The 13,699-nt window shown below is 33.8% G+C and carries 11 protein-coding genes and 1 tRNA gene; all 12 read right to left on the bottom strand.

The window, feature by feature from the left end:
• Positions 1–19 precede the first annotated feature (19 nt).
• The gene (locus ACM39_RS08390) at positions 20–898 is read right to left on the bottom strand and encodes an SDR family oxidoreductase (RefSeq protein ID WP_048510582.1); all 879 of its coding nucleotides are present in this window, start codon (positions 896–898) and stop codon (positions 20–22) included.
• A gap of 172 nt (positions 899–1,070) precedes the next feature.
• Positions 1,071–3,776 (bottom strand): hypothetical protein, encoded by a 2,706-nt coding sequence (locus tag ACM39_RS08395; RefSeq protein ID WP_131701430.1) that lies wholly within the window; start codon positions 3,774–3,776, stop codon positions 1,071–1,073.
• Between the two features lie 99 nt (positions 3,777–3,875).
• Complete coding sequence (locus ACM39_RS08400; protein WP_048510584.1) at positions 3,876–4,904, bottom strand: hypothetical protein; 1,029 nt, start codon at positions 4,902–4,904, stop codon at positions 3,876–3,878.
• The gene (locus ACM39_RS08405; RefSeq protein ID WP_048510585.1) at positions 4,897–5,700 is read right to left on the bottom strand and encodes a molecular chaperone; all 804 of its coding nucleotides are present in this window, start codon (positions 5,698–5,700) and stop codon (positions 4,897–4,899) included. Before ACM39_RS08405 ends, ACM39_RS08400 begins: the two co-directional genes overlap by 8 nt.
• Positions 5,701–5,787: 87 nt before the next feature.
• Entirely contained in the window at positions 5,788–6,312 is a 525-nt protein-coding gene (locus ACM39_RS08410) for a hypothetical protein (protein WP_048510586.1), read from the bottom strand.
• Positions 6,313–6,622: 310 nt separating this feature from the next.
• A complete protein-coding gene (locus tag ACM39_RS08415) occupies positions 6,623–7,030 on the bottom strand; it encodes a hypothetical protein (protein ID WP_048510587.1) in 408 nt (135 codons plus the stop codon).
• Between the two features lie 54 nt (positions 7,031–7,084).
• Positions 7,085–7,789, bottom strand: a complete 705-nt coding sequence (locus tag ACM39_RS08420) for a helix-turn-helix domain-containing protein (RefSeq protein ID WP_165585109.1) — start codon at positions 7,787–7,789, stop codon at positions 7,085–7,087.
• A 524-nt stretch (positions 7,790–8,313) separates the two neighbouring features.
• Positions 8,314–8,401, bottom strand: a tRNA-Ser gene (locus ACM39_RS08425).
• Positions 8,402–8,657: 256 nt separating this feature from the next.
• Complete coding sequence (locus ACM39_RS08430; protein WP_048510716.1) at positions 8,658–10,463, bottom strand: hypothetical protein; 1,806 nt, start codon at positions 10,461–10,463, stop codon at positions 8,658–8,660.
• 272 nt (positions 10,464–10,735) lie between these two features.
• On the bottom strand, positions 10,736–12,004 hold the full coding sequence (bioA, locus tag ACM39_RS08435) for an adenosylmethionine--8-amino-7-oxononanoate transaminase (protein ID WP_048510589.1): 1,269 nt from the start codon (positions 12,002–12,004) through the stop codon (positions 10,736–10,738).
• Positions 12,005–12,047: 43 nt separating this feature from the next.
• Positions 12,048–13,046, bottom strand: a complete 999-nt coding sequence (gene bioB / locus ACM39_RS08440; RefSeq protein WP_048510590.1) for a biotin synthase BioB — start codon at positions 13,044–13,046, stop codon at positions 12,048–12,050.
• Positions 13,043–13,699, bottom strand: a complete 657-nt coding sequence (bioD, locus tag ACM39_RS08445; RefSeq protein WP_048510591.1) for a dethiobiotin synthase — start codon at positions 13,697–13,699, stop codon at positions 13,043–13,045. The genes bioB and bioD overlap by 4 nt, the downstream gene beginning before the upstream one ends.

Below are 13,699 nucleotides of genomic sequence, written 5' to 3' on the forward strand. Positions count from 1 at the left end.
CAATCTTTGTGATGAAAAATTAGAAATAATTTTCCTGCATATCTTCCAATAATCCGATGTGTGCCGGTTTCCAACCTAATTCTTCTTGTGTTTTTGTACCGATAGCTTTGCCTTCAAATGTAATGAAACGGCCCATCCAGTCAAAATGGTTTACAATAGCATCTCCTGATAAGGATTGTACAGGTAAATTCAGTTTTTCCCCGATAAGTTCTGCAATTTTTTTTGTTTCGATGGCATTATCGCCCACCACATTATAAACTACCCCTTTTGCCGCTTTTTCTAAGGCTAACCTGAAAGCTTTTGCCGCATCCAACCGATGTACCGCAGACCAACAGTTTTTTCCTGCTTCAGGATAAGCCGAAACACCATTTTTACGAGCCTGACCAATAATAAACGGAATAAAACCTTTATCACCTTTATCGTGAACAGACGGCGGTAAACGGACTACGGAAGTATTGATTCCTTTTTCAGCTGCCAGTGCCAAAGCGGTTGCTTCTGAAGCACGAGGAGAATTTTCTGCGGAGCTTTCTTCTGTGATAAAACCGTTGATGGCTGGTAAGCCTAACATTCCTGCAGTTACTACAAGAGGTTTATCTGTACCTTCCAATACTTCACCTATCGCATTGATGGCGGATTTATCAACGTCTCCTGCTTTTACAAATTGGGTGAAATCATGGATAAAAGCAGTGTGGATAATACCATCAGCCTGTGAAGCACCTTGTTTCAGGATGTCCAAATCTTCGAGGGTTCCCAATAATACTTTTGCCCCTGCCTCACTAATGGTTTTTGCCGATGCTTCCGAACGTGCAAGTCCTAGGACTTCGTGACCAGCGCTGATTAACTCTCTGACAACCGCAGAGCCTATGAACCCTGAGGCTCCTGTTACAAATACTTTCATTGTTTTTATTTTTGTTGAGACAAAGGTCTGCACAATTCAATAAAAACATGTATCCAAAAGTCAGGTTTTCGTAGCCGAAAAGCTTAAAAAATGAATAACGTTAAGATGCTTTGGGCATTAATTATTCCAGCCTGCAAATTCATAAGCCTAAAAATTTAGGATTAACCATTAATTAATTTCCAAATTTCTTAACACGGATTTTCTTTTCCAGCACATTAATGACAAACGGCTCAATATTTATTATTTTTCCTGTTTGGACTGTAAAATCACGACTTGTTTGCTCACAGTACGTATTCGTTGGCAATGAGCTTTCAACAAGCCTGATGTTATAGTTTCCGGATTCAAGAAAAGATACAAATTCTCCATTATCATCTGTAACCACACGCTGTAAGAATTTATCTTTATCATAAATCCCAAAAACAATTCCTCCCGTTTTAGGTTCGAAATCCAACGCTTTTTTTGAATCAAAATTATAGAGAATTTTTCCCAGCATTGTCCCGTTCTGATGTAACGGGATTTGTAGAAAATAGTTGTGTTTATTTATCTCAAACTCTGCTTCATTATAATACCATCCCTGCTGAATTACCTGTTTCAACATATATTTGCCATACGGGATTGCTTTATACACAATATTGCCCTCGCTATTGGTTTTGAAAGAAATATTGTTGATCATAATGATATAGTTTTCAGCAATCCGGTCTCCTTCATCATATATACTGTTGTTGTTATTATCATAATATACAAAAGCCGTTACTTCTCCCTTTTTGTTCGGATTTAATCTGTTAGGCTGAAGATTCAGCGTAACCCCTGCCTCAACAGTAAAAAGATTATTTTTAAAACTGTTGGACGAATAATTAAACCACGAAGAATTCAGGAACAATCCATATTTTTCTTTTGAGTATTTAAGATTGACAAATCCTGAAGGCGACTTACCGTATAAAGCATCTTCTGTATATGACAGTCCTGAAGTAACGTTAAATTTTTCACTAAAAAGGTTTTTGTTAAAAAAAGCTGAAAACGAAAACTTTTTATAGATAATATCCTTATTAAATGTTCTGGATAAAGCATATTCAGATAAGTAATAGCTACCATATTGATAGATCCCGTTCATATTAAACCACTTATAGCTGTAATTTCCCGTAATCTTCATTTGATATTGGGCATTATTGCGATCCGGATATTCTACCAGCCCCTCTTCCAATCCCAATAACGACGAGTGCTTTTTATTACCACTGGTCCACGTCACATTTTGAGTAAGCCGTTGTGCTTTCAGCTGTTTTGATTCCTGATTTCCTGAGGTATTAAAAAAATTATTATACGTATTGGAGGTTTCTTCCTGATACTGATAGCCTAATCCCAATCCGAAATTACTTTTTTTCGGAAAGCTGATGCCAATATCTGTTCTTGTAGTGTTTGATTTTAAATCAGTATTATAAGAGTAAAATTTTGGAGAAAAGTTTGAGACCATTATATTCGCATATAAATAATGATCATTAAAAATATTGGTAGAAAAATTCTGCTGTATCTGTACTATTCCCCTCCTGTTTCCGGGATAATAGTCACTGCTATAGAAATAGTTTCCATTCAGGTTGACTGTATTAATCTTTCCTGAATATTGAGATTCTAAAGCAAAGGAAGGCTTGGTAATATGGGTATTCTCATAAAAACTTAGCCCACTGTATATTCTGGAATTCATTTTCCAGTATTTATTAAAAGAATATTGAATATCCGTACCTAATATATTATGATTTGCTTTTTCATAGGGATCATTTTTGAAAATGTATGTTCCGGATATATTTTTCGATGCATTTTGGGCGCCGAGAATGCCTTTAGCATAAAATCCATAGCCATATTTTAAAAACGAATTGCGCTCGATAAGGCTAAAGCTTTGATCTACAAAACCAATTTCTATTTTTTTATCTTTATCACCGGAGGTATATCCATATTCTACTCCCCTTCCAAATAACGGAAGCTCCATAAGCTTACTGATATTTCCTAAAGTAAACTCACTTCTTTCCCTATGATAAGAGATATAGGTATTATTCACTACTGGATCACTTTGATTATTAAGAGTATATATATTTGCCCTGGCAAACACATAACCTGATGGAATATTAAACCCACCTGATCCTATCAGCTGATACATCTCTGTATTTTCGCCGACACGTCTGTAGCTGGCAGTAATAGTATTCTTGCTGTAATTTGAAAACATATCAAGCTGAATATCCTGATAACGTTGTGTAGAAGAAACATTCTGCACAGATACAGAAGCATTGCCAAAGATTTCTTTATCCGGTTCTCTGAAGCCTGCAATATTAACAGTAAACTGTGAACTTTTCACCAAATTTCCTGAAGGCAGGAAACGAAAAATAAATACCGAATCTTTCTGTACTCCAATAGTCCCCTTTTTTTCTATAAACAGGTTCCTTTGTGTGGCTTCGGGAATTTTAAATACTACTGTAACATTTTGCCTTTTGTTTCCTAAATTAGAAACTCTCGCCCTAACTTCAAGAGAATCAGTAGTTGTCCCCATGTAGATAATCTGATTTTCAGCAGTTATTTTTATGGTATTATTCTCTACTACCGTGTAAGGAAGAGACTTTTTTATAACCGGATGATTTTGATCATCAGTAAGGCTAAACGTAAGATCAGCTTTCCCAGATCCAGCATTTTTGTTGATCAGTATTTTAACGGGAATAAACAGATTCTGCCCGGGATTCAGCTCTATTTCAATTTTGCTGTCAGAAATCGTTCTGAAACCTGAAGGTGTATTAATGTCAATTTTTCCTTTGAAACGGTTATTTTCATTGTTTTTTAAAACTAACAGAACGTCTATAATATTGGGATTTTCCGAATTGGATTCATTGCGGATTTCCATACTTATTCCAGTGTTGTTCTGAGCCGAAATCCAAATGGAAAACAGTATAAAAAAACCAAAGATTATTTTTCTGAACAAGTCTTTATAAAGCATTATAAACTATAAAGGAGTGATCTCGTATTGGATGGTTGTGGTATATTCTTCTGTTTTAACGTTCATTAATCTCTCATCATTAGGTTTGGTAGAATACCTGATATCATAATAAGCATCAGAATTCTGTGTAGAACCGCCAGTAGCAATGAGCTGTGGCGCTGCACTTAATAAAACCGGGTATGCAGTTCCCATATTACCTGATACGGGTAACAAGTCAAGCCGTACAGCATCCAAAGGAATAGAGCTGCCCGAAGAAGAGACGAACTGCCCTTGAAGGGATTTTAATTTAATCTGATAATTAGTATTACTTTTTACAATAAGTGCATTAGAATAGGTTACATTGACCCCGTTAATATAATCCTGCATATTTTTAAACTCCAGTGAACCATTTATAGCACTAGATCCGAATTTCATAGACAATTCCGGAAGATCTGTAGCGGTTCCTGAAAGCATGCCGATTTGAAACTGGAAATTATGATCCATTCTACCAATAATATTGTTATATTGATCATAAGCCGTAAACTGTAATGGAGCTGTAAAAGTGGTCCAGGCAGGATACGCCCCAAGATATGAACCTCCTGTAAGATTCATGCTGTATTTGATCTGAAGACTGTAATATCCATTAGGTTCAGCCGGTTGGTTATACAATGCGGCATTTGATTGTGGGATCAAAAAAACCTCCTGCCCTTCCTGTAAAATCACATTAAGAGGAATACCTATCTGTTGGATAGTAGGAACCGGATTTGGATATGCCTGTCCCGATGAAGAAACCGGCTGAAAAGAAATTTTATTAGCGGGCAAAGTATAGTTCCCACTATTGGAAATAATGGGTTGCTTCAACATGACCGATATCCTCCAATATGGTATATTTATATTGCCATTACCTGCCAGTGTAAAATTATAAGCATCAGGATTTGTATTCCCATTATAAGAATTAATCTGAAGATAACTGTTTACCCAGGAACTGTATGAAACCTGTGAAAAACAACTCATGGAAACCAACAGTAATATGAGATATAATTTTTTATTATTCATACGTAAAGTTCAACTCTGCCAATTCCAAATTATTGCTATCACCGTAATCCATCATTACTGATGCAGTATACTTTCCTTTCTCTAGGGTTGCTGGAAGAGGAATATTCATCTCTCTTTTATTCCCGGGCATGGTATAAAAAATTATCTGGTCAAGTGACAATTTTTTTCCATTCTCTGTATTAACAAGCTCGGTTTGTATTTTCCCGTCTATCCATATATTACCCTGATTTTCAAATAACAAATTGAGTGCTTTTTTAGATTTATCTAATGTAAGATTTTGAATTTCAATTATTTTCTTACCAGCTGCGGGTAGTTTATGGAAGAGCTTTATCCCCGAGCGGATGCTAACTTTTATGCTTGCCCCTTTATTATCTACATCATCTACAGGGTTCATCTGACTTACATAAAGAACAGCAGTATGAGCCAGCAGCTGATCCGATAAAACATTTGGGGGTGTTATAGTAACATCAATATCTTTTCTTTCCCCAGGAGCTAAAGTAAAATATGCATCTTCTTTTTTTATCGATACCCAGCTGGCACATGACGAAGGAAGTGTACTGGCTGCATACATTATATTTTCCCCCATTTCATTATATTCCCAGTCTCCTAAACTCACGGCCATATCGAGAGAGTTTTTTACACTAACATTAGTTACTGTTATTTTTTGCGTTGCACTTTTTCCTGCATCCGATTCGAAGTAAAGTCTTGGCGGAGAAACAGAAACCCCTGTCTGAGCTTTGAACTGAGAACACAAAAGGAATAAAAAAAAACAAATGATTATAGATGATCGATTCATTATTATACTTTACTTTTTTAAAGTACAGAAAAAGTGCCACAATTGTTTTGTAACACTTTATTCATATTTTTTAGCGATATTTATTTCTTATTGCGAAATAATAGTATAAGTTAACTCTGTTGTATAAACGGTAGGATCCTGACCTGCAATATAATTATCAAGATATGCATTTGCACCAGCCCCTTTATATTCTATATTAATCTTTTTATTTACGCCTCCATTAGCAGAGGTTACCAATGTTGCTTCGTTAGCTGAAAGCTGTACATTTTGTGCATATTGAGCTCCATTAACAGCTTCTGTTCCTGCACTAGCCTTGATCTGGATTGTATTTGCCTGAATATTTTTGGCGCCATTCTGCAACGCTGCATTAGCACTTTTTACTTTAACCTGGAAACCACCGGTACTATAGATGCTCAAGTGATCAGCATTTACAGAAGACACTCCATTTGCATAATCATCCTTAGTAACATAGTCTAAATTTACAACTTTTTGAGTGTTATTAACTACAAGAGTCTGAATTGGCTTTAATCTCACGTTTAAAGTTACATTTTGCTGAGCCTTTAATGTTACAAAACCTGCTAATACAAGAGAGGCCAGAATACATTTTTTCATAAAATAATGGTTGTTTTTATTATATTTTTATTAATTCTTATTTTCTACTGCAAATTTAGATACGGCTAGTAATAGTGTTTTTGTGAAAAAGCACTTAAAATTTGTAAATTTGGTTTTGGAATTAATTTTATAAATAAAAACAACTATTGATAAAAAAAAGGAAAACTATTTTATCAAAACATAAAAAAATATTACATATATATTAAATAATTACTAAATCATTATTAATTTATTAAAAAGCAAACCCTCTAAGTGTAAAAAATTAATATTCAATACATAGCAATTTAGCCCTATATACCCTATATAAAGGTTATTGAGAGATTAAAGTAAGTATCATATAATTAGACTTATTTTCCAATCTACTTATATTTCTTACCCCATTCTGCTCTATCGTATAGACTTTTTCTACAACTCCATTTTGACTATTGATAAGGTCATATTCTTTATAATCAGGATTATTATACACCTTCTTTCTTAAATTTTTATTACCATACCTCTCATGATGAGCTTTCAGCTGAAATCCTGAAGGACTCGATATGGTAACAGAATTTATTTCCTTTAATACTTCCTTACTTCTATCAGCCGTTGCAGGCTCCTGACCAAGAGCAAGCATCTGTACAGGATATAGCCTTACATTTACGTGAATATCATCAATCTGGGCATATATGCTCATAAAAGAAAAAAAGAAAAATACTGATAAAATATATTTTGTCACCATATCTTAATTTTTCACCGATAGGTTATTTATTCAAAAGTACAATATTTTTTCTAATTATTTCATTTCTGAGGGATTTTTTCCTGTATGTTTTTTTATAAAATTGCTAAAGTTGCCTTCATCGCTAAACCCAAGCTCATAAGCTATCTCAGATATTGTGGATCCTGAGAAGATTAAAGCCTTTTTGCATTCATTGATGATTTTTTCTATAATAACATGCTTGGCAGTTTGTCCCAGAACATATTCTGTCATTTCAGTCAATTTTCTTGCAGTAATATTGAGTTCACTAGCATAATATGATACCTTTTTATCTTTTTTATAATCTCGTTGTAATAGAACTTTAAACCGGTTTACGTAATGGAGATAGTCAAATTTAATATCTTTCTTAATAGAATCTGTAGGTATATGTAAAAATGCATCTAAAATTAATCTTTCAATTGCATTATGCGCAGCTGACACATATAAGCTCTCATCCTTAAGCTGAAAATTCTGCATTCTCCCCATAAATACCACTCTCATTTGTTCAATATTGATAAAAGGAGCAATAAATATATCCGAATCGTAATTAAAAAAGAGTTGAGAATTTAGAAACAGACTGTCCTTTGTTGATCTCTCATAAAAGCTTGATGAGAAGGCAATAACATAAATTTCCTCGCCTTTAGCCCGGCCAAATACAATTTGCTTTTGAGGCCCGATAAATGCTATATTACCACCTTTTATAGAATGTGTTATGTTTTCTACCTCAAGTTCTATATCTTCCATAATTATATAGATACAGAAATATTCAAGCGTACTAAAGTTCCTTTTATTATTATTTCTTTGTATGATGCTATCCAGCCGGTTTATACTAAAGCCTAAATTTTTTAATTGTTCTGTTATAATATACATATTTATGATCTATGGTAAAATGATAAAAATTATTCTATAAAAATAGAATTTTATAGAATAAATAATAACATATTTAACATTATTCCTTTGAAATGAGGTACTTTTTTATGTTCGGATTTCAACAAAAGATAATTTTGTATTTAGGCTTACTTATATAATTTGTATGGATATAAATCTGAAAGTTTCGGATAATACTGTGTTGCCATAAATAATTTATTTCAGATATTGGTTGGGCTTTCCTAAATTTTTCGTGACCCATTTCAAATTTTGAGGATGAGTCACTGAATAGGTCATATAAATAGTGACCTATTTTTGATCTTCTTTGTGACTAGCGTAAAACAAAAAAACGCTGCAAACATTGATGTTTACAGCGTTTTAGCTTATTTTGGTTTCTAACCTGGCGGAGAGAGAGGGATTCGAACCCCCGGACCTGTTACAGTCAATAGTTTTCAAGACTATCGCAATCGACCACTCTGCCATCTCTCCTTTAAACTCCGATGTTATCGTCGTTTTCAGTGGTGCAAATATAAACCGTTTTTTTATTCTGACAAAATAATTTTCAAGCTTTATTGGAAAAAAATAATTTATCGCTTTTTATCTTATGACATTTAATTGATTATAAGAAAGCTAGTATTATTCTTTAATTTATGGAAACTGTAAAAAGACTATCAATCTGAATTTAAAACAAAATACATTAAAAAATTCCCCCTCCAAATAATTATTCTAAGGAGGAATTTTTATATTATTGTTTTATTTCTGGAATCTCTATTTCCATTAGCATCAATTTGTATCTTTCAAACTGATTTTTAATTTCGCTTAATCTTGTTGCAAAAAAACCTGAATTCTCAAACAGGTTATCATAATAAGTAATTCCGGCAAGAAGATTTTCTTTAAAACCTTTCCATTTTTTTAACTGTGAATTAGTAATTATTCCTGAAAAATCCGATATTTCTTTTTTAAAATGATCAATATATAATTTTAATTCATTAATAAACATATTCGGACGATTATTGGCAGGAAGAATATTGGCATTTCCATAAATATGTTTTACCATTTGCGAAAGTGATACTTCTTTATCAAAAAAAGCAAGATTAGGTCCGGGGCAAATCACTACACCTTGTTTTTCACCTTTCATTTCAATATTTTGTTCTATATAAGCTGCATTTACTAAACCTACACATAAACAGGCCTTTTCCGTGATATCTTCTTTTCTTTTTTGAAATTCTTCAGCCGTTATGTGTGGTTTTTCCATCTCTAATTTTTCAAGCTTAATATCCTGGTACTTTTTTGAAGCTGTACAAATTCCTTCATTTGAAAACTCCTTGCTCAAGGCCAGTAGCTTTTTGGGGCATGAACTTCCATAATGATTCCTGTTTTCTTTGTTTCGCCTAAAAATCTCGTTGGAAGTTCCTTTCACCGTATTAAAAGGAACTCCCAAGGGCGAAAGATTGCTCAAATAATAATCATTTTCTTTTGATTTTAAAAGCAATTCTCTCGTTTCAGTATCCACCGAAGTCGCTTCAGGAACAAGCAAAAAAGGAGATCCCCAACCAACACTGTCTACATTATACGTTTTTAAAAGAAAATCATGTTCTTCCGACGTTCCTACCCCACCCTGAACGGTAATTTTCATTTCCAAAGGCTTAGAAACAATAAATTTTTCTTTTTGCTCCAACGCCTTACTCATCAATAAATGAGCAGATTGAATCAATTCATCTTTTCTTTGTTTAAATTCTTCCATGATCGGGCCAAGCAACAAACCTTCAGTCGCAAAAGCATGTCCTCCACAGTTTAAACCGGATTCTATTCTATATTCTGAAACCCAAAGTCCTTTTTTAGCTAAAAAATTCCCCTGAATCATTGCAGAACGAAAATCACTTACTTTCAGAATAATTTTCTTTTTAAGGAAACCATTTTCATCAGGAAAAAAATCATCAAATTCCTCTATATAACTGTATAAACGAGGATTCATTCCTGCAGAAAGAACCATTGAGGAAGATAATTTGCTTTTCGCAAAACCACGCAGAGAAGCGTGAGCATCATTGTAAATTATAGGTAATTGCTCATTTTTTCTGAAATTATCCTTATCGACTTTAGTCATGATATTGACATCAATATTTCCGGGAATTAAATGAGTTTCAACAAAATTTCTGATAGAAGATGCAAAATTTTCCTGATTAAGAAGATTTATCAAACTGTTTTTCAGCTCTGACGTATTGGGAAGCATTTCCACAAAGCTTTTTAAAGCTGTTTTATTTTTCGTAATCTCTTCTTTAAAAGCAGTAAATTTTTCATTCACGATATCATCTACCATATCCAAATAAGCAGTAATTCTTTTGGCACGGTAGTCTTCTGTTTTCGTAGAAATACCTAAATAGTTCAAATTGAACTTTTTACTGTAAAAATTCTTCATTTTTTCTATAATCTCATCATCAATTATAGAAATTACGGAAGAAATTCCGTATTGCGCTACACGAATAGGACTGTCTATCGTATAAGCTAATCCCATTACGGGAATATGGAAATTGTGTAAAGGTTTTTTGATCATTTTTATATTCATTAAAATAATTTTTCGCCTCTAAATTCCCATCAACTAATTCACTTGCACAAAAATACAGAGTTTACTATTAATATGCGCTAAATAATAAATTAATTTCTAAAAAAGTCTAAACATGTATTAACAGGATATTATGAAAAACGCTAGAATTTTCAGTTTTTTCGCAACTGAAAACTAATAAAAAAAGAATTAAAGCAAATATGAAATAAAAACAGGATGTGAATTGCATCCTGTTTTTATTTAAAATATACTTTAGAAAACAATTAAATTTTAATATCTAAAACTTCCGAAATATTTTTATAAATAAAATCAAGTTCACCCGAAGTAATACAATAGGGCGGAACAAGATACATTACATTTCCCAAAGGACGCATGACAATTCCTCTTAATAAAAATTCTTCATATACTCTTTTTCCGATTTCATTAAAATAAGAAGTTTCGTGCCCGGTCTTAAAGTCCCATGCTAAAATAGTTCCGGTTTGACGTACATTTTCGACATTTGAATGTTGTTTTAAAGTTTGGGAAAATTTTGAATGTTTTTCACAAATTAAATTAATATTTTCCAGTGTTTCGTCTTTCAGCAAAAGCTCCATGCTTGCCAAAGCTGCTGTACAGGACAAAGGGTTTGCCGTAAATGAATGCCCGTGAAACAACGTTTTATATTTGTCATCAGACAAAAAAGCGTTAAATATTTTTCCCGAACAGGTTGTAATTCCCATGGGCATTGTTCCACCTGTCAATCCTTTTGAAAAACACATGATATCTGGGCTTTCTGAAAGATAATCTGCTGCAAATAATTTTCCTGTTCTTCCAAAACCTGTAAAAACTTCATCCTGAATCATTAAAATTCCCTGTTCTCGACAGAATTTCATTAATTCATTTAATCTTTCAGCATCATACATTAACATTCCCGCAGCACCCTGAACCAGAGGTTCATAGATAAAACAGGCAATTTCATCTGAAATATTTTTAATCTGAGATTGTAAACTTTCAAGATTTTCAGAATTTGGAATATCAATAAAAATAACTTCAAAAAGCATTTTACCGAAAGGTTTTGTCCAGATACTTCTTTCACTCACAGACATCGCACCAAAAGTATCGCCGTGATAAGCATTTTTAAACGCCAGAATTTTTGTTTTTTCTTTTCCTTGATTATGGGCAAACTGAATACACATTTTCAGCGCCACTTCCACTGCCGTAGAACCGTTATCCGAATAAAAAACCTTTTCCTGATTACCCGGAAGCAGTTTTAAAAGATTTTCCGAAAGCTGAATCGCCGGTTCATGAGTAAATCCCGCAAAAATAACCTGTTCCAGGCTATTCATTTGTTCAAAAACTCTTTGTGCAATATACGGATTTGCATGGCCGTGCAAAGTAACCCACCATGAAGAAACCACATCGATATATTTGTTTCCATCATCATCAAAAAGATAAACGCCCTTTCCACGCATAATCGGAATGGCATCACCTGCAGTTTTCATTTGCGTATAAGGATGCCAGTTTACAGCTTTATCCCGTTCTCTTAAACTCATATTTTAGAAGTTAGTTTGTATCATTCAATAGCTTGATTATCACTTATAATTCACAACTCATCACTTTTTGTGTTTCTTTTTTCATCGGTTTTAAACCTAAAGTTTGTAATAACTGCATATCTTCTGAAACTCCCGGATTAGGTGTCACCAAAAGGGTTTCACGCTCTCCTGTAAAAATTGAGTTTGCACCTGCCATGAAACACCAGCCCTGTTCAAATTCGGTCATTTCAATTCTTCCTGCGCTCAGGCGAACCATCGACGAGGGCATCACAATTCTGGCTGTAGCAATCATTCTTACCATTTCCCAAGTATTTGTTTTTTCGTTGTCCTGAAGCGGAGTCCCTTCTACTCTAGCTAATGCATTGATAGGAACAGATTCCGGATGTTTTGGCATCGTCGCTAAAGTCAAAAGCATTGAAATTCTGTCTCTGTGGGTTTCTCCAAGCCCGATAATTCCTCCCGAACAAACAGTAATTCCTGCTTTTCTTACGTTATTGATTGTATTAATTCTGTTATCAAAAGTTCTGGTTGAAATAATTTCTTCATAATACTGTTCCGAAGTATCAAGATTGTGATTATAAGCATATAATCCGGCTTCCTGAAGGCGAATTGCCTGTTCTTCAGTCAGCATTCCAAGGGTACAGCAAACTTCCATACCAAGTTCATTGACTCCCTTCACCATATCAATTACACGGTCAAAATCACGGTTATTTCGAACTTCTCTCCATGCTGCAGCCATACAAAAACGGGAAGAACCACTATCTTTTGCTTTTTGTGCATGCTCAATTACTTTTTCAGTTGGAAGTAGAGCCTGGACTTTGATGTTTGTATGATAACGAGCTGCCTGTCCGCAATATGAGCAATCTTCAGGGCAGCCTCCCGTTTTTATAGAGAGCAAAGTTGACATCTGAATTTCTTCAGGATTATGCCATTCCCGGTGAACCGTCGCAGCTTTATATACCAATTCAAGAAGGGGAAGATTATAAATTTCCTCGATTTCCTCCTTCGTCCAATCATTTCTCAATTTTGTTTTATTTATCATATTTTTTCTAATTGTTTTGTAATACTTTCTATATTTTCTTTTGTTATATTTTCAATCTCTGGAACTCTTATAATTTCAGTTTCCGGTAGGATATTTTTACAAATAATTCTTTCTGTACCGACTGGAAACTTTCCGTTAAGAATCAAATATTTAATATTTATTTTTCTCTGTTTTAAAGCCATTATTGACAATAAGCCATGATTAATGCATCCCAAATAATTTTTTACGACCAAAGCAACAGGAATGTTCAGTTTTTCAATTAAATCAATCATAAATTCTTCATCATTCAAAGGAACCATCAATCCTCCTGCTCCTTCTATGATTAAATTATTCTGAGTTTCCGGAAACCGGAATTCATTTAAATCAATTAAAATATCTTCTTCCAAAGCGGAGTGATGCGGTGATGCAGCAAGTTTTAACCGATAAGTTTCGGGATAGCAAATTACTTTTTCACCAACCCACTCGTTAATCTTCATAGAATCAGAACAGTGCAAATCACCGGATTGAATAGGTTTCCAATAATCTGCATTAAAATACTTTGTCAAAACTGCCGAGCAAACCGTTTTTCCGACTTCCGTTCCAATTCCTGTGACAAAAAGCAGTATCTGTTCTGTTTTCTCTATATCGTTTTTCTCTTTTATATTTTCATTCAT

Source organism: Chryseobacterium sp. FH2, from assembly GCF_001045455.1.
Lineage (GTDB): Bacteria > Bacteroidota > Bacteroidia > Flavobacteriales > Weeksellaceae > Chryseobacterium.

Bases quoted from the DNA above. Each gene is read 5' to 3' on its own strand.
- ACM39_RS08390 (WP_048510582.1), bottom strand. From the start codon at position 898: ATGAAAGTATTTGTAACAGGAGCCTCAGGGTTCATAGGCTCTGCGGTT.
- ACM39_RS08395 (WP_131701430.1), bottom strand. From the start codon at position 3,776: ATGGAAATCCGCAATGAATCCAATTCGGAAAATCCCAATATTATAGAC.
- ACM39_RS08400 (WP_048510584.1), bottom strand. From the start codon at position 4,904: ATGAATAATAAAAAATTATATCTCATATTACTGTTGGTTTCCATGAGT.
- ACM39_RS08405 (WP_048510585.1), bottom strand. From the start codon at position 5,700: ATGAATCGATCATCTATAATCATTTGTTTTTTTTTATTCCTTTTGTGT.
- ACM39_RS08410 (WP_048510586.1), bottom strand. From the start codon at position 6,312: ATGAAAAAATGTATTCTGGCCTCTCTTGTATTAGCAGGTTTTGTAACA.
- ACM39_RS08415 (WP_048510587.1), bottom strand. From the start codon at position 7,030: ATGGTGACAAAATATATTTTATCAGTATTTTTCTTTTTTTCTTTTATG.
- ACM39_RS08420 (WP_165585109.1), bottom strand. From the start codon at position 7,789: ATGGAAGATATAGAACTTGAGGTAGAAAACATAACACATTCTATAAAA.
- ACM39_RS08430 (WP_048510716.1), bottom strand. From the start codon at position 10,463: ATGATCAAAAAACCTTTACACAATTTCCATATTCCCGTAATGGGATTA.
- bioA (WP_048510589.1), bottom strand. From the start codon at position 12,004: ATGAGTTTAAGAGAACGGGATAAAGCTGTAAACTGGCATCCTTATACG.
- bioB (WP_048510590.1), bottom strand. From the start codon at position 13,046: ATGATAAATAAAACAAAATTGAGAAATGATTGGACGAAGGAGGAAATC.
- bioD (WP_048510591.1), bottom strand. From the start codon at position 13,699: ATGAATGAAAATATAAAAGAGAAAAACGATATAGAGAAAACAGAACAG.